The organism is Streptomyces sp. NBC_00647 (assembly GCF_045207245.1).
GTDB lineage: Bacteria > Actinomycetota > Actinomycetes > Streptomycetales > Streptomycetaceae > Streptomyces.
Window position 1 is genome coordinate 8,853,181 of record NZ_CP109040.1, and the last position, 18,311, is coordinate 8,871,491.

Below are 18,311 nucleotides of genomic sequence, written 5' to 3' on the forward strand. Positions count from 1 at the left end.
AAGAGGGCATCACGATAGAGGAGAGCCGGTCCGTGGCCAAGGAAATCACGGACATCGGTGATGCAACGGGATGCTCGGCGAGTCCTCCGGGGGCGGGCAGAGGGCGGGGGGCAGGGGGCAGGCGACGGACGGCTGACCGGGGCGCGGCATCGACCCGGTCCGCGGCATCGTCGGCGGTCCCTCGGGAGGAACTGCCGCCCAGGGTGTCAGGAACCGCCGCCCAGCTCGTCAGGAACCTGCCGCCCAGGTGATCGGCACCTGCCCGCCGAGGGTCATCCGGCGGTCGCGAGGAACTGGGTGGCGGCCAGCTCGGCGTACAGCGGATCCGCTGCCACGAGCTCGCGGTGGGTTCCCACGGCGCGGACGCGGCCCGCGTCCATCACGATGATGCGGTCGGCCGTCGTGACGGTGGACAGCCGGTGCGCGACCACGAGCACCGTGGTCGTACGGGCCACATCGGCGACCGTGTCACGCAGCGCGGCCTCGTTGACGGCGTCGAGCTGCGACGTGGCCTCGTCGAGGAGCAGCAGCCGGGGGCGGCGCAGCAGGGCCCGGGCGATGGCGACACGCTGGCGCTCGCCGCCCGACAGCTTGGTGCCGCGGTGGCCGACCAGGGTCTCCAGGCCGCGCGGCAGCCGGCCGACCAGGCCGTCGAGGCGGGTCGTCTTCAGCACCCGGGTGAGCTCCCCGTCCTCGGCCTCCGGATTGCCGAGCAGGAGGTTGTCGCGCAGGGAGCCCGACAGCACCGGCGCGTCCTGCTCCACGTAACCGATGGCCGACCGGAGGCGGGGCAGATCCCACTCCTCCAGCGCACGTCCGTCGACGGTGATGAGGCCCGCCTCGGGGTCGTAGAACCGCTCGATGAGCGAGAAGACGGTGGTCTTGCCGGCGCCGGAAGGGCCGACGAACGCGGTCAGGCCGCGGGCCGGGACGGTGAAGGACACCCCGTGGTGGACGTACGGCAGATCGTCGGCGTACCGGAAGCGGACGTCGTCGAAGGCGAGTGCCGCCGGTTCCGCGCCGGGGGCCGGCAGGGGCGCGGGCAGGGCTGCGGGCTCCGCGGGCAGCCGCAGGGCCTCCTGGATGCGGGCGAGCGCGGCGGCCCCGGTCTGGTACTGCGTGATCGCGCCGACCACCTGCTGGATCGGCGACATCAGATAGAACACGTAGAGCAGGAAGGCGACCAGGGTGCCCACGTCGATGGCGCCCGTGGCGACCCGGGCGCCGCCCACCGCGAGGACCGTGATGAAGGCGATCTGCATCGCCAGACCGGCTGTATTGCCCGCGGCCGCCGACCACTTGGCGGCCCGGACGCTCTGCCGCCAGGACTCCTGGGCGGCCGCGTGGATGGTCCGCTCCTCACGGTGCTCGGCGCCGGACGCCTTGATCGTGCGCAGAGCCCCGAGGATCCGCTCCAGCGAGGCACCCATCACCCCGACGGCGTCCTGGGCCTGCCTGCTCGCCCGGTTGATGCGCGGCACGATCACGCCGAGCACCGCTCCCGCGCACAGGACCACGCCCAGCGTGACACCGAGCAGCACCACGTCGACCAGGCCCATCATCACCACCGTCGCGACGAGGGTGAGGCCGCCGGTGCCGAGGCCGACCAGGGAATCGGTCGTGACCTCGCGCAGCAGGGTCGTGTCCGAGGTGATGCGGGCCATCAGGTCGCCCGGTTCGCTGCGGTCCACGGCCGGTATGCGCAGCCGCAGGAGATACGAGGACAGGGCGCGCCGCGCGCCGAGCACCACCGACTCGGCGGTGCGGCGCAGAACGTACGAACCCAGCGCTCCCACCGCCGCGTTGGTGACCACCAGCGCCGCCATGCCGAGCAGGGCCCGCCCGATCGGCCGGTCGTGCGACAGGTTGTCGATGAGCCCGCGTGCCACCAGCGGCAGCACCAGGCCGGTCGCCCCGGTCGCGAGCGCCAGCAGCGCGCCGGCGAACAGCGCCCGGCGGTGCGGTCGTACGTACCCGAGCAGCAGGCGCCACGCGGGCACCTCGGGCTCGGCCTCGGTCAGGCTCACGGCGCTCCTTGCTGGAGTTGAGAGGGAGCCCTCAGGCTACGTCGGTGACGTGCCCGGCCCGGTCCCAACTGCTCCGAGTCCGCGCGGAGTCAGGACACGCGCGCTTCGAGAGCCGCCAGAGTGGCGTCGAGGTCCGCCGGGCGCGGCCGGTTGTGCGGGAGCCTGGCGAGCAGCGCGGCCATGCCGCAGGTGTTCGTGAGCGCCGAGAAGACCAGGCCGCCCGCTACGCCCGCGGACAGCAACTGCCAGGCGGGGCGCAGGAGTCCGAGGCCGAGGCCCGTGAGGACGACGGTGCCGGCGGCGAGCCGTACCTGCCGCTCCATGGACCAGCCGGCCCGGGTGGGCGTGACCGGTCGGCGCAGTTCGTGGCCGCGTTCCGCCCAGGCGCTGGTTCCGCCGGTGAGCGTGGCCGCCGGTGCACCGTGCTCGGCCAGCAGGGCGCAGGCGTTCGCGGACCGGTTGCCGGAGGCGCAGACGACGAGCAGCTCGGTGCGGGCGTCCCTGAGCACGGACAGCGCCCGGTGGAGTCCGTCGAGGGGAATGTTGAGGGCGCCCGGCAGATGGCCGGAGGCGTATTCGCCGGGGGTGCGGACGTCGATGACGGTCAGCTCGGCGAGCCGGCCGTGGGCCTGGTCGGCGTCGAGGGCGACGGGGGTGTTCATGAGGAGTGTCATCCTTGATCTTCGAGGGTGCCCCGGAGGGCGGAGTACGATACCCCTAGGGGTATGGCTGAAGGAGTCTTCGTGGAACTGGAACTCGCGGGTGCCGAGCTGAAGTCAGTGCTGAACCGGTTGCGCCGGGCGCAGGGACAGATCTCCGGAGTGATCCGGATGATCGAGGAGGGGCGCGACTGCGAGGACGTGGTCACCCAGCTCGCCGCGGCCTCCCGCGCCCTGGACCGGGCCGGCTTCGCGATCATCGCCACCGGGCTCCAGCAGTGTCTGACCGACGCCGAGAACGGCGCGAAGAACGGCGAGACCAACGAGCAGATGCGGGCCCGCCTGGAGAAGCTCTTCCTGTCGCTCGCGTGACCCTCACAGCACGACGTCCACCAGCATCAGCGCGGCCATGCCCAGCAGGGCGCAGGCGAAGATCCGCTGGAGCGTGCCGCCGGACACCCGGGCCGCCAGGCGCTTCCCGTCCCACGCGCCGAGGACGGCCGCCCCGGCGAACGGTGCCACGACCGCCCAGTCGAGGCTCTGAGCGGTCCCCGCGCGGGCGAGCAGCGCGGCCAGCGAATTCGCCGTGATCACCAGCAGGCTGGTGCCGACGGCGGCCCGCATCCGCAGACCCACGACGTTCACCAGAGCCGGTACGGCGAGAAAGCCGCCGCCCACGCCCAGTACCCCGGTCACCGCACCGAGGCCCGCGCCCGCCCCGGTGATGCGGCCGGGCCGCGCGGGCACGGCGGCCGGATCACCGGCCGCCGGCCGGAGCATCCGGAACGCCGCGAGGCCCGCGATGACCGAGAACGCGCCGGTCAGCGCGGCGGGAGGCAGCCTTCCCGAGACCGCCCCGCCCAGCGCCGCGGGGATCAGCCCCGCCGCCGCGAACAGCGCGCCGGCACGCCAGCGGACGGTGCCCTCCCGGGCATGCGCGGCCAGCGCGGTCGCCGACGTGACGGTGACGATGACCAGGCTCGCGGAGCCGGCGGCCGAGGGCGTGAAGCCCAGCAGATAGATCAGGGCGGGTACCGCCAGCACGCTGCCGCCACCGCCCAGTGCTCCGAGCGCGAGTCCGGTCACGGCTCCGGCGGCGAGAGCGAGGATCAGGACGCTCACGCCGTGGGGCCGCCGAACGCGTGGCCCGCCGCGTCGTGCGTGGCCGGGTTGCCGTCGCCACGCACGACGCGTATCGGGTCGCCATGCACCTGATGGGGTGTGCGGGGTGTGTCGGAGGCGCAGCCCCGGGCAGGGGCAGGGGCAGGGGCAGGAGCAGGAGCAGGAGCAGGAGCAGAGGCGGAGGCGGAGCCCGGGACCGAGGCGGGGCCCGGGACCGAGGCGGGGCCCGGGACCGAGGCGGCGGCAGGGGCGCGGCTGGAGTCAGAGGGTGCGGCTCCGGTCCCCGTGCCCGGTTCGCGGGCGGCCAGTGGGGCGGCGTCGGTTGCGGACTCCGTGAGAACGCGGGGCCGGGCCGGGGTGATCCGTGCCATGGGCAGGCCGGACGTGCTCGCGGCGGCGAAGGAGTCGTCGACGGCCACGACCTCCCGGCCCGCCGCGTCGAGCAGCGAGGCGGCGATGGCGGCCCGCATGCCCCCGGCGCAGTGCACCCAGACGGTTCCGGCGGGTATCTCCCCGAGCCGCTCGCGCAGGTGATGGACGGGGATGTGCACCGAACCCGCGATATGGCCCCCGGCGCGCTCGGAATCTCGCCGGACGTCCAGGATCACGGCCCGGCCGGGGACGGCGTACGCCTCGGCGAGTTCGGCGAAGCCGGCGCGCCGGAAGGTACGCGGCCGGTCCCCCTCGCGTACCCAGTCGCCCGGTGAGCCGATCGCGGCCGCGGCCGGCCGGTCCACGCCGACGCGGGACAACTCCCGCTGCGCGTGCGCGAGTTGTTCGGGGGACTCGGCGAGCAGGGTGACCGGCTTGCCCCAGGGCAGCAGCCAGGCCAGATAGACGGCGAGCTGACCGTCCGCCTCGAAATTGACCGCCCCGGAGACATGCCCGGCGGCGAACGCGAGGCGGCTGCGCAGGTCCACGACCCACTCGCCTGCCGCGAGCCGCGCGGCGATCTCCGCGGAGTCCGCGAGCGCGGGCGGGGTGAGATCCACGGAGGCGGGGCCGGCGGCGTTGGCGGGGCCCATGTGCGCGTAGTACGCCGGTACGTCGTCGAGTCCGGCCAGGAGGTCCGCGACGAACGAGTCGACGTCCTTGACCAGGGCTTCGTTGCTGTCGCGCTCATGCCCGATCGTCGTTGTCGCGTCGCCTTCCGCGCCGCCCGCGGAACAGAAGCTGCCGAAGCCGTGGGTGGGCAGGACGGCGGCGTCGTCGGGCAGCTCCGCGGCGAGCCGGTGCGCCGACGCGTGCTGCGCGCGGGCCAGTTCCCCGGTCAGCCGCGGCTCCACGAGATCGGGCCGGCCGACCGTGCCGATGAGCAGCGAGCCGCCGGTGAAGGCCGCGAGGGCGCGCCCGCTCTCCTGAAGGACGTACGAGGTGTGGTGCGGGGTGTGTCCGGGCGTGGCCAGCGCGCGCAGCGTCAGCCCGGCGTCGACCTCCACCGTCTCCCCGTCGCCCACCGGCACCCGCTCGAACGCGACCCGGGCGTCGGCCGGGACCAGGTAGGCGGCCCCGGTGAGCCGGGCCAGTTCGAGGCCGCCGCTCACGTAGTCGTTGTGGAGGTGCGTCTCGACGACGAAGGCGATCCGCACGCCCCGCCGGGCCGCCGCCGTGATCACCCGCTCGACGTCCCTGGGTGGATCGACCGCCACGGCGGTGCGCGGGCCGCCCGCCAGGTAGCTCCGGTTGCCCAGGCCCGCCACCTCGATGGTGTCGACGAAGAACACGGCAGCACTCCTCTCCTGCGTGAAGCCCGACAGGCTTCGCGGCTCGACCAAAATTACCCCCGGGGGTATATCTCCACGGTAGCAGAGGTACCCCCGGGGGTATCTGGGGCCAGTTGGTGACGCGCCTCTCCTCGCCCGCGTCCCTGATCCCGGCCGTGTCCTCCGCCTCCGGTGCGGCGGGGCGGGGGGCGCGGCCGTCCCCCACGGGTCGGCCGTTCGCCGCACCGCGGCCGCGGCCCACGGTCGCCACCTGGCCTGCTACCGGCCCGTCACCCCGTAGGGTCGGTCGACGGAACGTCGACTCAGCGAAGGGCTCACTCACATGGCGCAGGAAGTACGGGGTGTGATCGCACCGGGCAAGAACGAACCGGTGCGCGTCGAGACCATCGTCGTGCCCGATCCGGGGCCGGGCGAGGCCGTGGTGAAGATCCAGGCCTGCGGGGTCTGCCACACGGACCTGCACTACAAGCAGGGCGGTATCAACGACGACTTCCCGTTCCTTCTCGGCCACGAGGCGGCCGGGATCGTGGAGTCGGTCGGCGCCGGTGTCACGGACGTGGCCCCCGGCGACTTCGTGATCCTCAACTGGCGTGCGGTGTGCGGACAGTGCCGTGCGTGTCTGCGCGGGCGTCCCTGGTACTGCTTCAACACCCACAACGCGCAGCAGAAGATGACGCTCCTGGACGGGACTGAGCTGTCCCCGGCCCTCGGTATCGGCGCCTTCGCCGAGAAGACGCTGGTCGCGGCCGGACAGTGCACCAAGGTCGACCCTGCGGTCTCCCCCGCGGTCGCCGGACTGCTGGGCTGCGGTGTGATGGCCGGCATCGGGGCCGCCATCAACACGGGCAACGTCGGCCGGGGCGACACTGTCGCGGTGATCGGCTGCGGCGGTGTCGGCGACGCGGCGATCGCCGGCTCCCGGCTCGCGGGCGCGGCGAAGATCATCGCCGTGGACATCGACGACCGCAAACTCACGACCGCCGAGAAGCTCGGTGCGACGCACACCGTCAACTCCCGCGCGACGGACCCCGTCGAGGCGATCCGCGAACTCACCGGCGGCTTCGGCGCCGACGTCGTCATCGAGGCCGTGGGCCGCCCGGAGACGTACCAGCAGGCCTTCTACGCCCGCGACCTCGCCGGCACGGTCGTCCTCGTCGGCGTGCCCACCCCGGACATGAAGCTCGAACTCCCCCTGATCGACGTCTTCGGACGCGGCGGCGCCCTCAAGTCGTCCTGGTACGGGGACTGTCTGCCCTCCCGCGACTTCCCGATGCTGATCGACCTGCACCTCCAGGGGCGCCTGGACCTCGGCGCGTTCGTCAGCGAGACGATCGCGCTGGACGACATCGAGGCGGCCTTCGAGCGGATGCACCACGGCGACGTGCTGCGCTCGGTGGTGATGCTGTGATGAGCGCGCGCATCGAACACCTCGTCACCTCGGGCACGTTCTCCCTCGACGGCGGCACCTGGGACGTCGACAACAACGTGTGGATCGTGGGAAACGATCACGAGGCGATCGTGATCGACGCCGCTCATGACGCGGACGCCATCGCCGAGGCGGTGGGAGACCGGCGACTGCGGGCGATCGTGTGCACGCACGCCCACAACGATCACATCGACGCCGCTCCCGCCCTGGCGGAGCGCACCGGCGCCACCATCTGGCTCCACCCCGACGACCTGCCGCTGTGGAAGTTCACCCACCCGGACCGCCTGCCCGACGCCTGGCTCCAGGACGGCCAGGTGATCGAGGCGGCGGGCACCGACCTGACCGTTCTGCACACCCCGGGCCACGCCCCGGGCGCGGTCTGTCTCTACGACCCGGGCCTCGGCACCCTGTTCTCCGGCGACACCCTCTTCCAGGGCGGCCCGGGGGCGACCGGCCGGTCCTACTCCCACTTCCCGACGATCATCGAGTCGATCCGCGAACGGCTCCTCACGCTGCCGCCCGACACGGTCGTCCGTACGGGACACGGCGAGACGACCACGATCGGCGCGGAGGCCTCCCACCTGGAGGAGTGGATCGCCCGGGGCCACTGACCCCGCCGCCCCGCCGCCCCGCCGCTGTGACGCGCCGACCGCGCGGCGCCCGCCCGGCCCGACACGGCGGAAACGACTCCGAGATACCTGACAGAAGATGTCCGGCTTCCGGGAGACGCTCGTAGAGACACCACGGGGACAGCAGCCCGTGAACGCTACGCGCACGGAGGTCGGACATGTCAGGGCCGTTGGAAGGCACGCTGCGGGACAAGATCGCACTGGTGGCGGGCGGGACCCGGGGCGCGGGCCGGGGAATCGCCGTGGAACTGGGCGCGGCCGGCGCCACCGTCTACGTGACCGGCCGCAGCACACGCGAACGGCGCTCGGAGTACGACCGCCCGGAGACCATCGAGGACACCGCGGACCTGGTCACCGCGGCCGGCGGGCGGGGCATCGCGGTCCCCACCGACCACCTAGTCCCGGCCGAGGTGGCGGCGCTCGTCGCCCGGATCGCGGACGAGCAGGGCCGCCTGGACGTCCTGGTCAACGACATCTGGGGCGCCGAGAAGCTCTTCGAGTGGGACGCCCCCGTCTGGGAGCACGACCTCGACAACGGACTCAGGATGCTCCGGCTCGCCGTGGAGACCCACGCGATCACCAGCCACCACGCGTTGCCCCTGCTGCTGCGTCGTCCCGGCGGCCTGGTCGTCGAGATGACCGACGGCACGGCGGAGTACAACCGGGACACCTACCGGGTCTCCTTCTTCTACGACCTCGCCAAGTCGGCCGTGCTGCGCATGGCGTTCGCCCTCGGACACGAACTGGGCCCCCGCGGCGCCACCGCCGTGGCCCTCACCCCCGGCTGGCTGCGCTCGGAGATGATGCTGGAGGCCTTCGGCGTGACCGAGGAGAACTGGCACGACGCCGAGGAACGCGTCCCGCACTTCGGTATCTCCGAGACGCCGCACTACGTGGGACGCGCGGTCGCCGCCCTGGCCGCGGACCCCGACGTCGCGCGCTGGAACGGGCAGTCCCTCTCCAGCGGGCAGGTCGCCCAGGTGTACGGCTTCACCGACCTCGACGGCAGCCGTCCGGACTGCTGGCGCTACATGGTCGAGGTCCAGGACAAGGACAAGCCCGCGGACGCGACGGGGTACCGCTGACGGCGGGTAGGTCCCTGGAAGCGAGCCGGGGCCGGCGACGGGGCCGGGGTCAGGTGCGCGCGTGGAGCGGTGGTACCTGCCAGGTGGCCGGCCGCTCGGTCATCAGGGAGAGGTCCGCGCGCACGGCCGCGTAGTACGCCTCGCGCTCCGTGCGCTGGCGTTCGAGCAGGGTCTGCCATGCCTCGGGGTCGCGGGTGCCCTCGTACAGGAAGCGCTCCATCTCCATCACCACGACGACCCAGGCGCGCGACTTCTCCACCACCTCCGGACTGCCCAGGAGCAGCAGGGCCTCACCGGCCGGGTCCCCGGCCTCGGCGGCCTCGGGCAGCAGCGGAGCCGCCTCCTGCGGCGACAGCGGATGCGGGTGGGGGTCGTTGCCGAGATGGGCGGCGACCCGGTACGTCAGCGTGATCGTCTTCTTCAGGCACCGCGCGTAGTCGGTGTACACCGCGAGCCGTCGTTCCTCCCAGCGCGCGGTCTGCTCGCGGCCGAAGCGGGCCCGGTCGCCCCGCACGATCGCCACGTACGAGCCGAGGGCGCCGATGACCACGCCGATCAGAGCCGGGAGTTGCTGTATGAAGGCGGACATGGGCGCACCGTATCTGTCGCCGTGACGATCTTGGCAGTACCTTCGCTGCCATGACTGCGATGAGGCGCTTCGAGGGATACGGGGTTCTGATCACGGGTGCGGCGCGCGGGATCGGCGCGGCGACAGCCCGCCGGCTCGCCGAGGAAGGCGCCCATGTCCTCGTCACCGACACGGACTTGGCGCAGGCGGAGAAGACGGCCGCCCTGCTGCGTGAACTCGGCGGGCGGGCCGAGGCGTTCACCTGCGACGTGGGGGAGCGGGCACAGGTCGAGGCCGCCGTGGCGTACGCCGTCGACGCCTTCGGCTCGCTCGACGTCCTGGTCAACAACGCCTACCGGTGCAGCCCCGACGCCCCGCTCTTCGAGGACGAGAGCGACGAGGTGTGGGCCCGCGACCTGGACATCACCCTCACCGGCGCCTACCGCTGCGCCCGCGCGGCGCTCCCGCATCTGGTGGCCTCCGGCCGCGGCGCCATCGTCTCGATCGGCTCCGTCAACGGCATCCAGGACTTCGGCAACCACGCCTACAGCGCGGCCAAGGCGGGTCTGATGTCGCTCACCCGCACCCTGGCCGGCCACGCCGCGGCCCGCGGCGTCCGGGTGAACCTGGTGGCACCCGGCACCGTCCGCACCACGGCGTGGGAGGGCCGCGAGGACGATCTCGCCGTCGCGGCCTGGCTGTATCCGCTGGGCCGGGTCGGCGAACCCGAGGACATCGCGGCCGCCGTCGCCTTCCTCGCCTCCCGCGACGCGGCCTGGATCACCGGAACGACCCTGTGCGTCGACGGCGGCCTGACGGGCGTGAACACCGGCTTCCGGCGAGTGCGCGGGGCCGACGGCGGCGACGGCGAGTTCGGCGGCGGGAGCGAGGGCCGCTAGCCGCTCCGCTCCGCGCAGTGCCGCTCGAGGGCGTCGAACACCCGGTCCGTGTCCGCCTCGGACGTACGCCAGTTGCTGAACGCGGCACGCAGACCGTGCGTCCCGTCGTAGAACGTCGGTGTCAGGAAGGCCTCGCCCGAGGCGGCGACGGCATCGGCGAGTGCGTGGACGCGTTGCTCGGTCGGGTCGTAGGCGAGGGTGAAGCAGACGACGTTCAGCCGGACGGGCGCGAGGAGCCGCAGTGCGGGAACACGGGCGATCCGCTCGCCCAGACGCCGGGCGAGCGCGACGTTCCGCTCGACGATCTCGCGGTGTCCCTCGCGACCGTAGGCGGCCAGCGAGAACCAGGCCGGGAGAGCGCGCAGTCGACGCGAGTTCTCCGGTGTCAGGTGCAGGAAGTCGGGGTCGTCGGTGGGGAGTCCGAGATAGGGCGAGGCGTTGTGGAAGACCCGGACCTGGAGGTCCTGGCGGCGGGTGAACTGGACGGCCGCGTCATAGGGGACGTTGAGCCACTTGTGCAGGTCGATGCAGACCGAGTCGGCGGCGTCGAGCCCCGCGACCAGCGAGGAGTAGGCGGGCGACAGCGCGGCGAAGCCGCCGAACGCGGCGTCCACGTGCAGCCAGAAGTCATGGCGCTCCCTGAGTGCGGCGATCGCCCGCAGATCGTCGAAGTCGACGGTGTTCACCGTCCCGGCGTTGGCCACGACGACGGCCGGACGCCCGTCGAGCGCGGAGAGCGCGGCGTCGAGCCGATCGACGTCCATGGCCTCGCGGTTGCCGGGCAGCACCGGCACCGGACGCAGACTGCCCCGGCCGAGGCCGAGCACGGACAGGGCCTTGGCGACGCTGGAGTGCGGGCTGCCCGACAGCACGGCCACCGGACCGAGCGCACCGGCCCCCTCGTGCGCGACCGACACACCCCGGCGCTCGCCGAGCCACTCCCGTGCGATGGCGAGGCCGACCGTGTTGGACACCGTCGCCCCGCTCACGAAGGCCCCGTGGTGTTCCTCGCCCAGCCCGAACAGCTCGCGCAGCCAGCCCAGCGTCTCGTGCTCCAGGGCGCTCGCGAAGGAACCGCCGCTTCCGGAGACGTTCTGGTCGTAGGCGCCGGTCAGCCAGTCCCCGGTGAGCGAGGCGGGCGTCGCGCCGCCGGTGACGAAGCCGAGGTAGCGCGGGCCGGCGGAGCCGGAGAAACCCGGGGCCCAGCGCCCGGCGAAGTGTGCCAGGGCGCCCTCGGCACCCGCGCCCTCGGCCGGAAGCGGCGCGGGGGCGGGAGCCTTGCCGAGCTGGGCGACGGGACGGCGGTCGAGGCCACTCACCTCCTCGACGGCGAAGTCACGGGCGGCCTGGAGGAGTCCGGGGAGGTGTTCGAGGTCGTCGGCGAGGGTGGGGTGCATATCGGCAGCGTAGGGGGGAGGCCCCTCGAAACCTCGGTCCAATCGGGGAGAACTGGACCGATGCCGAGGATCGCGGCATCCTGCCTGCCCGGCGTGCGTGCACCGCTCGCCGGGCGGGAGCCGGTGCGGCGAGGAATGTCACCGTTTGGTCCCAGCCCGGACCGCCGTACAACGCAATACCCTCATGGGCGGTCTAGCAGGCAGACAACACGATGGACACGACAGGGAAGGCCCGCCATGGGGGAGACACACAGACGAGGTGCCGTCGCGCTCGGGCTCGCCGGACTGGTCGCGCCGCTCACGCTCGCACTGGGCGCGACGCCCGCGCAGGCGGCGAGCTGCACGACGTCGACCGGCCCGAACCAGAAGCAGGTGGAGAAGTTCCTCGGACGGCCGGTCGACGGCCGTCAGTCCACCACCGACTGCAAGGCGATCCAGGCCTTCCAGACCAAGCACGGCATAACCCCGAACATCGGGTACGCGGGACCTGTCACCTGGGGCGTGATGGATCTCATGAACAAGCAGAAGGCCGTGGGGACCAACCCGAACCGGGACGGCAAGTGCCCGGTGAACAAGGGCCGCATCGCCTGCGTCAACCTCACGCTCCAGCTCAGCTGGATCCAGGACGGCAGCCGGCTGGTCTACGGACCGGTCCCGGTCCGCACGGGCAGGGACGGTTACGAGACCCGCACCGGCCTGAAGAAGGTCTACTGGCGTGACATCGACCACGTCTCGAGCATCTACAACGTGGCGATGCCGTACAGCCAGTTCTTCGACGGCGGTCAGGCCTTCCACTCGGTGGGCGTCAGCATGTGGAACCCGCCGGGCTCGCACGGCTGCGTCAACATGACCTCGACCACAGCCAAGAAGTACTGGTCACTACTCAAGAACGGCGACGACGTCTACGTGTACGGCCGCAAGCCCGGCACGTGAGTGACGAGCTTCACGGTCCGTTATGTCGCCCGCTGCGCCTTTACTCACATTGTCTTCACGTCAAGGACCGTATGCTTCACGCCATGTCCACCACTCCTGACACCGACACTCAGCGCTCGGCCGCCGAGGTCAACGAGGAGATCCGGGCCCTCTGGTTCCGGGCGGGCGGGACGCTGAGCATGGAAGAGCGGCGTGAGTACCAGCGCCTCGTGCTGGAATGGGCCGAGGCCGCCCCGTCGTCGACCCGGGCGGCCTGACCCCTCCGCGTCCCGGCCGGAGCTCCCCGTAGAGGGGAGCCACCGCCTCGGACCTCGGCCCCGGCCTCTCCGGTAACCCGGCACCGGGCCTCCGGTAACCGGCCTCCGGCCGCTCGGTCCCGACTCCGGCCGCTTCGAACCGACTCCGGACCGCTCAGCCCCAACTCTGCGAATACTGCCGCCGATAGGCGTTGCGGTCCTGCTCGGTGCGGATGAACCGGGTCGCCACCAGCGCGATGATGCTTCCCGCGATGACGAGCAGGCCAGGGCCGACGTTCTGCGGGTCCGTGAGCTCCGTGACGAACGTCTCCGCGGTTCCCGCCCCGGTACTCTCCACCGGCTCCACCGCGCCCGGTGCCGCCGAGCCCGGTCCGGCCGCCGCCCCCTGAGAGGCCGCGGCCGACGCCGGCGCCGAGGGTGCCGGGGACGACGGGGCCGCACCGCCGGCGGCGCCCTGAGGCTGACCCGCGAGCGTCACGCCCAGCGCGGTGAGCGCCTTGGTGACCGGCTGGAAGAACGTCGTACCGCCGGTCGCGCAGTCCCCGTTGCCGCCCGACGTCACCCCCAGCGCGATGCCCTCGGAGAACAACGGGCCGCCGCTGTCGCCCGGTTCGGCGCACACCGTCGTCTCGACCAGCCCGGTGACCGTGCCCTCCGGGTAGTTGACGGTCGCGTTGAGCGCGGTCACCTTGCCGTCGTGCAGCCCGCTGGTGCTGCCGCTGCGGAAGACCCGCTGGCCCACGGCCGGATCGGCGGCGCCCGTGATCCGTACGCCGTTGCCGCCGCCGATGCCGACGATGTTGCTCCCGGCCGCCGCCTGCTGCTTCCCGGCGTCGTACTGGATGAGGGAGAAGTCACTCCCGGGGAAGGCGGTGGAGACTGTGCGGCCCACCTGCTGCCGGCCCGAGTTGTCGGAGAACCAGATGGACCCTTCGGGGCCGCAGTGCCCGGCCGTGAGGATGAACTCGCCCTGCGGGCTGGAGACGTTGAAGCCCGCCGAACACCGCCCACTGGTCGAGAAGATCGCCTGCGCGCCGTTCACCCGTGTCGTGAAAGTGCCCTGGGTCCGCTGCATCCGTACGGAGTCGCCGATACCGTCGGCCAGTTTCGTCATGCGCGACCAGTCGGTGGCGGAGACCGTGCTGTCGGCCTGCACCACCACCTCGTTCTTCGTGTAGTCCACCGCCCAGGCCGTGCCCGGCACCCGGGGCGCCGAACCGAGCGTCTCCGTGGCGGACTTGAGATCCTGCATGCTGTGCGACACGACCTTCGGGCGGGCACCGGCCCGCTTCACCTCGGCCGCCGCACCCGTGTCGGTCACCGCGACGACGGGACGCCCGTCCTGGGCGATCCAGCTGCCCGCGGTCCGCGAGGCGCCCAGCCGGGACACCAGCCCGGCACCCGTGTCCGCGGCCAGCTGGGCCGAACTCTCCGTGGCACGCGACGTGTCCGACGGTTCGCTCGCCATCGCGTGCGTCACCATCAGCCCCCCGCAGAGCAGTCCGCCGACGGCCGCGAGGCGCGCCCCCCGTCGGACGATCCGTCGTCGTGCGTGCCTCATCCATGGGCTCCCGAAGCCGAACGGAGCGGCGTCAACGCCGCCGAGGGCCCCGGTCGAGGGCCCTCCCCTCATACGTGCGCCCACGCCCGCGCGTTCACCCCCGCTCCCAGGTCCTGTCGAGGCCGCCGGTCCGCCCCCGGCACCGGCTGTCATGATGGCCGCATGCGTGTGCTGATCCCGCTCCCCGACCACGACTTCGACGTCACCGAAGTCGCCGTACCCTGGCGGATGTTGACGCAAGCCGGCCACGACGTCGTGTTCGCGGCCGAACGCGCGGGCAGCCGGCCGGAGGCGGACCCGCGACTGCTCACGGGCGTGCTGTTCGGACAGCTCGGCGCGGAGCCGGAACCCCGCCGTTTCTACGGGGAACTGACCGAGTCGGCCGCGTTCCGGGCGCCTGTGCCCTGGGCCGACGTGGACATCGAGGATTTCGACGGACTGCTGCTCCCGGGAGGACACGCGCCCGGCATGCGGCAATACCTCGGCTCAGTGTCGTTGCAGCGCCAGATCGCCCGGTTCTGGGCCCTGCGGCGGCCCGTCGGCGCGATCTGCCACGGCGTCCTCGTGCTGGCCCGAGCCCAGGACCCCGCCACCGGGCACAGCGTCCTGGCCGGCCGCCGTACGACCTGTCTGCCCAAGTACATGGAACGCACGGCGTACTTCAGCACCGCCTGGCGCCTGGGCCGCTACTACCGCACCTATCCCGCCTACGTCGAGGACGAGGTCAGGGCGGCGCTCACCGAGCCGGGAGGGCGGTTCGAACGCGGCCCGCTCACGCTCACCCGGCGCGGCACCGCGGGCGACGACACCCACGCCTTCGTCGTCCAGGACGGCCACTACCTCTCCGCCCGCTGGCCGGGAGACGCCTACCTGTTCGGCCGGCGCTTCCTCGCCCTGCTGCGGAGCACACCAGGCCGGGAGAACGGCGCGGCCTGATCCCGCCGGACCCGGACCTGCTCGTCGACAGGGCGCCGTCCGTACCTCCTGGTCGACAATGCGCCGTCCGTGTCCTGCGACCTGATCCGGACGACAGCCCCTACGCGCGGGCGCGGGTCCTGGCCCGCACCTCGTCCGGCGTCAGATACACATCCGTGCGCTCGAAGTCCCGCAGGGTTCCCTTCCGGTCCGCGAGGAATCCGGTGCGGACGAAGTCGTCGCCCGCGACGGCGTTGAGCAGCCAGTTGGCGCCCGTACGGAACCGGGCGGCGCCCGTGCGCAGCGCGTACAGGTGGTAGCTGCGGGCCACGACCTGCGCGGGGGCGCCCTTGAGGCCGATGCCGAGCGGTTTGGACACGGCGTCGTGGCCGCCGAGGTCGACGACCAGGCCGAGGTCACGGTGCCGGTAGGGCAGGGTGGGCTCTCCGCGCAGCCTCGCCGCCAGGACCTTGGCCGCGTGCCGGCCCTGCCGGGCCGCGTGCTGCGCGGTCGGCGGGCAGGCGGAGCCGTCGCCCTTGGCCAGGTCGGGCACCGCCGCCGCGTCGCCCAGCGCGAACACCCCGTCCAGCCCCGGAACCCTGAAGTCGGGCTCGGTGGCGATCCGCCCGCGTACGGTCTCCGCGCCGAGCGAGTCGACCAGCGGGCTCGCCGCGACACCGGCGGTCCACACCAGCGTCCGGGAGGGCAGCACCCGCCCGTCCGTGAGGGTCACCGCGTCCTTCGTGACGGAGGCGACGGACGTGCCCAGCGAGATCCGCACACCGCGCTCGCTCAGCAGCCGCAGCGCGCTCGCGCCCAGCTTGTCGCCGAGTTCGGGCAGCAGTTTCGGGGCCACGTCGACCAGATGCCACTTGATGAGGCCGGGGTCGATACGGGGGTGGTAGCGCTGTGCCGCCGCGGTGGTCAGACGCTGCAGACAGGCCGCGGTCTCGGTGCCCGCGTATCCGCCACCGACCACCACGAACTGGAGCCGTGCCGCCTGCTCGTCGTCGTCCGACGTGGCCGCCGCCAGGTCGAGTTGGGCGATCACATGGTCGCGCAGATACGCGGCCTGGGCGAGCGTCTTCATGCCGCGCGCCTCCTCCGCCAGACCGGGGATGTCGAAGGTGCGGGTCACGCTCCCCGGAGTGAGGACCAGGTAGTCGTAGCGCAGGTCGACGAGATCCCCGGTGATCTTGCGGACGACACAGACCTTGGCACCCGGATCGACACCGATCACCCCGCCCGGCACCAGCGCCGTGCGGTGCAGGATCCGGCGCAGCGAGGGGGCCACGGACTGGGGGGTGACGACACCAGCGGCGACATGCGGCAGCAGCGGCAGATACAGCTGGTAGTCGGTGGGGCTGATCAGGGTGATCCGTGCCTCGCCGGGGGTGAGTGTCCGCTCGAGGCTCCGGGCGGCCTCGACTCCGGCGAAACCCGCGCCGACGATGACGATGTTCGGTCCTTGCATCCGAGCAGCCTCTCTCCACTGGTGCCAGCCGCGAGCCTCAGGCTCACACGCGGCGCGGACCTCTGCCACCGCACCGCAGGTACACCGCGGGTACCCCACGTCGCACGAAGCACGATCTCTACCGATCAGTAACTACCTCTTCCCCCTCAGTACACGCGCTGCCAGGATCATGGCTGCCGCGGCGACGGTCCCGCAACCAGGCACCGTCGCCGTCGCGATGTTCGCGTACTCCAACAGCAGACCTGCACAACAGACGTGAAAAGGGGACAGGCATGACGAGACGCGGTGTGGTGCGCCGGATAGGCGTGGTGTCGGCGGTCGTGGCGCTGGGGATCGGAGGGACGGTCACCGCGGCCGGGTCCGCCGCCGCGGCTCCGGCCCAGGCGGTCGCGAGCACGTCCGCGACCGCCGACATCGACTACGCCACCTGGCAGCGGGACGTCCGGACCGTCGTCGACCAGGCGGTGCCGTACGTCGAGCAGCGCACCGACGCGGGCGGCGGAAAGCTCGCGGTCGTCTTCGACATCGACAACACCACGCTGGAGACCGACTTCCACCCCTGGTACGAGCTGCCGACCCCGGCGGTCAAGGCTTCTCTGGCGCTCGCCCGCTACGCGCACTCCCGCGGTGTCGCCGTCTTCTTCGTGACCGCGCGGCCGGGCATCATCGCCGCCGAGACGAAGTGGAACCTGAAGAGCGTCGGCTACCCGGTCGACGGCCTCTACGTGCGGGACCTGCCGGACCTGTTCGACGAGGTCAGCGCCTACAAGACGGGCAAGCGCGCGCAGATCGAGTCCCTCGGCTACACGATCATCGCCAACGTCGGCAACAACACCACCGACCTGGTCGGCGGCCACGCCGAGCGGACCTTCAAGCTGCCGGACTACGACGGCCAGTTGTCCTGACCCGGACGGCTCCGGTGCCGCGGGCCCGCGGCACCGGCCCGCCTTACACTTCCGCCATGGACGAGGCCTCGCTGAACACGCTGGGATCGGGCAAGTATCTGCTGATCACCAGCTATCGCAAGAACGGTACGGGGGTGGCCACGCCGGTGTGGGTGGTGCCCGACGGCGCGGCGCTCGGCGCCTGGACCGTCGCCGACAGCTGGAAGGTGAAGCGCATCCGCAACCGGGCCGACGTCCTGGTCGGCCCGTGCGACGTGCGCGGCAGGCCGACGGGGGAGCCGGTCGCCGCCACGGCGGAGATCGTGGACGCCGCCGAGACCGCCCGCTACCGGAAGCTCATCGCCCGCAAGTACGGGCTGGTGGGCCGCCTCACCCTGTTCGGCAGCCGCCTGCGCCGCGGCGCGAGCGGCACGGTCGGCATCCGTATCACTCCGGCCCCGTGACGCCGTGAGCCCCGCGGTCGTACGGGGGTCCCGCACAATCCGGACCGCCGTACGACCGCCCTCGGCTTCCCGGGCGTAGAACGGCCCCGACGCGCTCAGCCACGTTCGTGCCTTTGAGCCCGTACTGGGACGCCGTCATGCCGACCGGGCAATCCACCTGCGCGGCAGCGAAGTTCATCGATGGCCGGGGCTGATCGCGCACGTTGTGCGGACGCAGTCCAGCTTGAAGCCGCCACAGCCCGGCGCCGGTTCACAGTCGTGGCTCCCCCTCGTGCACATGGTGCGCC

At 72.4% G+C, this 18,311-nt stretch carries 17 protein-coding genes and 1 pseudogene; 10 read left to right on the forward strand and 8 right to left on the reverse strand.

Annotation, left to right across the window (positions count from 1 at the left end):
- Nucleotides 1-272: 272 nt before the first annotated feature.
- Both OG788_RS38805 and OG788_RS38810 read right to left on the reverse strand, forming a co-directional pair.
- Nucleotides 273-2,027, reverse strand: coding sequence for an ABC transporter ATP-binding protein (locus tag OG788_RS38805; protein WP_406375647.1), 1,755 nt, complete (start codon nt 2,025-2,027; stop codon nt 273-275).
- A gap of 89 nt (nt 2,028-2,116) precedes the next feature.
- A complete protein-coding gene (locus OG788_RS38810; protein ID WP_406375648.1) occupies nt 2,117-2,689 on the reverse strand; it encodes a rhodanese-like domain-containing protein in 573 nt (190 codons plus the stop codon).
- Nucleotides 2,690-2,770: 81 nt separating this feature from the next.
- Here OG788_RS38810 and OG788_RS38815 point away from each other — a divergent pair, with 81 nt between their 5' ends.
- Nucleotides 2,771-3,058: a metal-sensitive transcriptional regulator gene (locus OG788_RS38815; protein ID WP_356466982.1), complete on the forward strand. Its 288-nt coding sequence runs from the start codon at nt 2,771-2,773 to the stop codon at nt 3,056-3,058.
- Nucleotides 3,059-3,061: 3 nt separating this feature from the next.
- On the opposite strand, the gene OG788_RS38820 is transcribed toward OG788_RS38815, so the two are convergent.
- On the reverse strand, nt 3,062-3,808 hold the full coding sequence (locus OG788_RS38820; RefSeq protein WP_406375649.1) for a sulfite exporter TauE/SafE family protein: 747 nt from the start codon (nt 3,806-3,808) through the stop codon (nt 3,062-3,064).
- A gap of 374 nt (nt 3,809-4,182) precedes the next feature.
- Nucleotides 4,183-5,532, reverse strand: a pseudogene (locus OG788_RS38825) (rhodanese-like domain-containing protein); the annotation flags it as partial.
- Between the two features lie 322 nt (nt 5,533-5,854).
- Between OG788_RS38825 and OG788_RS38830 the strand changes: the two are divergent.
- From OG788_RS38830 to OG788_RS38840, 3 genes are all read left to right on the forward strand, one after another.
- Nucleotides 5,855-6,940 (forward strand): S-(hydroxymethyl)mycothiol dehydrogenase, encoded by a 1,086-nt coding sequence (locus OG788_RS38830; RefSeq protein ID WP_351554413.1) that lies wholly within the window; start codon nt 5,855-5,857, stop codon nt 6,938-6,940.
- Complete coding sequence (locus OG788_RS38835) at nt 6,940-7,569, forward strand: MBL fold metallo-hydrolase (protein WP_351554416.1); 630 nt, start codon at nt 6,940-6,942, stop codon at nt 7,567-7,569. The genes OG788_RS38830 and OG788_RS38835 overlap by 1 nt, the downstream gene beginning before the upstream one ends.
- A 176-nt stretch (nt 7,570-7,745) precedes the next feature.
- Nucleotides 7,746-8,672 (forward strand): SDR family oxidoreductase, encoded by a 927-nt coding sequence (locus tag OG788_RS38840; RefSeq protein WP_406375650.1) that lies wholly within the window; start codon nt 7,746-7,748, stop codon nt 8,670-8,672.
- A 49-nt stretch (nt 8,673-8,721) separates the two neighbouring features.
- On the opposite strand, the gene OG788_RS38845 is transcribed toward OG788_RS38840, so the two are convergent.
- A complete protein-coding gene (locus tag OG788_RS38845) occupies nt 8,722-9,261 on the reverse strand; it encodes a hypothetical protein (RefSeq protein WP_406375651.1) in 540 nt (179 codons plus the stop codon).
- Nucleotides 9,262-9,311: 50 nt separating this feature from the next.
- On the opposite strand from OG788_RS38845, the gene OG788_RS38850 reads away from it, so the two are divergent.
- Nucleotides 9,312-10,139: an SDR family NAD(P)-dependent oxidoreductase gene (locus tag OG788_RS38850; protein WP_406375652.1), complete on the forward strand. Its 828-nt coding sequence runs from the start codon at nt 9,312-9,314 to the stop codon at nt 10,137-10,139.
- Here OG788_RS38850 and OG788_RS38855 read toward each other — a convergent pair.
- Complete coding sequence (locus tag OG788_RS38855; protein ID WP_406375653.1) at nt 10,136-11,536, reverse strand: pyridoxal phosphate-dependent decarboxylase family protein; 1,401 nt, start codon at nt 11,534-11,536, stop codon at nt 10,136-10,138. The two genes, OG788_RS38850 and OG788_RS38855, sit on opposite strands and share 4 nt — an antisense overlap.
- Nucleotides 11,537-11,773: 237 nt before the next feature.
- Between OG788_RS38855 and OG788_RS38860 the strand changes: the two genes are divergently transcribed.
- Nucleotides 11,774-12,469 carry a L,D-transpeptidase family protein gene (locus OG788_RS38860; RefSeq protein ID WP_406375654.1) on the forward strand — a complete coding sequence of 232 codons (696 nt, stop codon included), beginning with the start codon at nt 11,774-11,776 and terminating at the stop codon, nt 12,467-12,469.
- Nucleotides 12,470-12,540: 71 nt separating this feature from the next.
- Nucleotides 12,541-12,726: a hypothetical protein gene (locus tag OG788_RS38865; protein ID WP_266764413.1), complete on the forward strand. Its 186-nt coding sequence runs from the start codon at nt 12,541-12,543 to the stop codon at nt 12,724-12,726.
- A gap of 154 nt (nt 12,727-12,880) precedes the next feature.
- Here the strand turns inward: OG788_RS38865 and OG788_RS38870 are convergent, their stop codons facing one another.
- Complete coding sequence (locus tag OG788_RS38870; RefSeq protein WP_406375655.1) at nt 12,881-14,287, reverse strand: S1 family peptidase; 1,407 nt, start codon at nt 14,285-14,287, stop codon at nt 12,881-12,883.
- A gap of 162 nt (nt 14,288-14,449) precedes the next feature.
- Here OG788_RS38870 and OG788_RS38875 point away from each other — a divergent pair, with 162 nt between their 5' ends.
- Complete coding sequence (locus tag OG788_RS38875) at nt 14,450-15,223, forward strand: type 1 glutamine amidotransferase domain-containing protein (RefSeq protein ID WP_406375656.1); 774 nt, start codon at nt 14,450-14,452, stop codon at nt 15,221-15,223.
- A gap of 100 nt (nt 15,224-15,323) precedes the next feature.
- On the opposite strand, the gene OG788_RS38880 is transcribed toward OG788_RS38875, so the two are convergent.
- A complete protein-coding gene (locus tag OG788_RS38880) occupies nt 15,324-16,676 on the reverse strand; it encodes an NAD(P)/FAD-dependent oxidoreductase (RefSeq protein ID WP_406375657.1) in 1,353 nt (450 codons plus the stop codon).
- Between the two features lie 272 nt (nt 16,677-16,948).
- Here OG788_RS38880 and OG788_RS38885 point away from each other — a divergent pair, with 272 nt between their 5' ends.
- Both OG788_RS38885 and OG788_RS38890 read left to right on the forward strand, forming a co-directional pair.
- Complete coding sequence (locus OG788_RS38885) at nt 16,949-17,581, forward strand: HAD family acid phosphatase (protein WP_406375658.1); 633 nt, start codon at nt 16,949-16,951, stop codon at nt 17,579-17,581.
- Between the two features lie 56 nt (nt 17,582-17,637).
- The gene (locus tag OG788_RS38890; protein ID WP_356750840.1) at nt 17,638-18,024 is read left to right on the forward strand and encodes a PPOX class F420-dependent oxidoreductase; all 387 of its coding nucleotides are present in this window, start codon (nt 17,638-17,640) and stop codon (nt 18,022-18,024) included.
- Nucleotides 18,025-18,311: the final 287 nt, after the last annotated feature.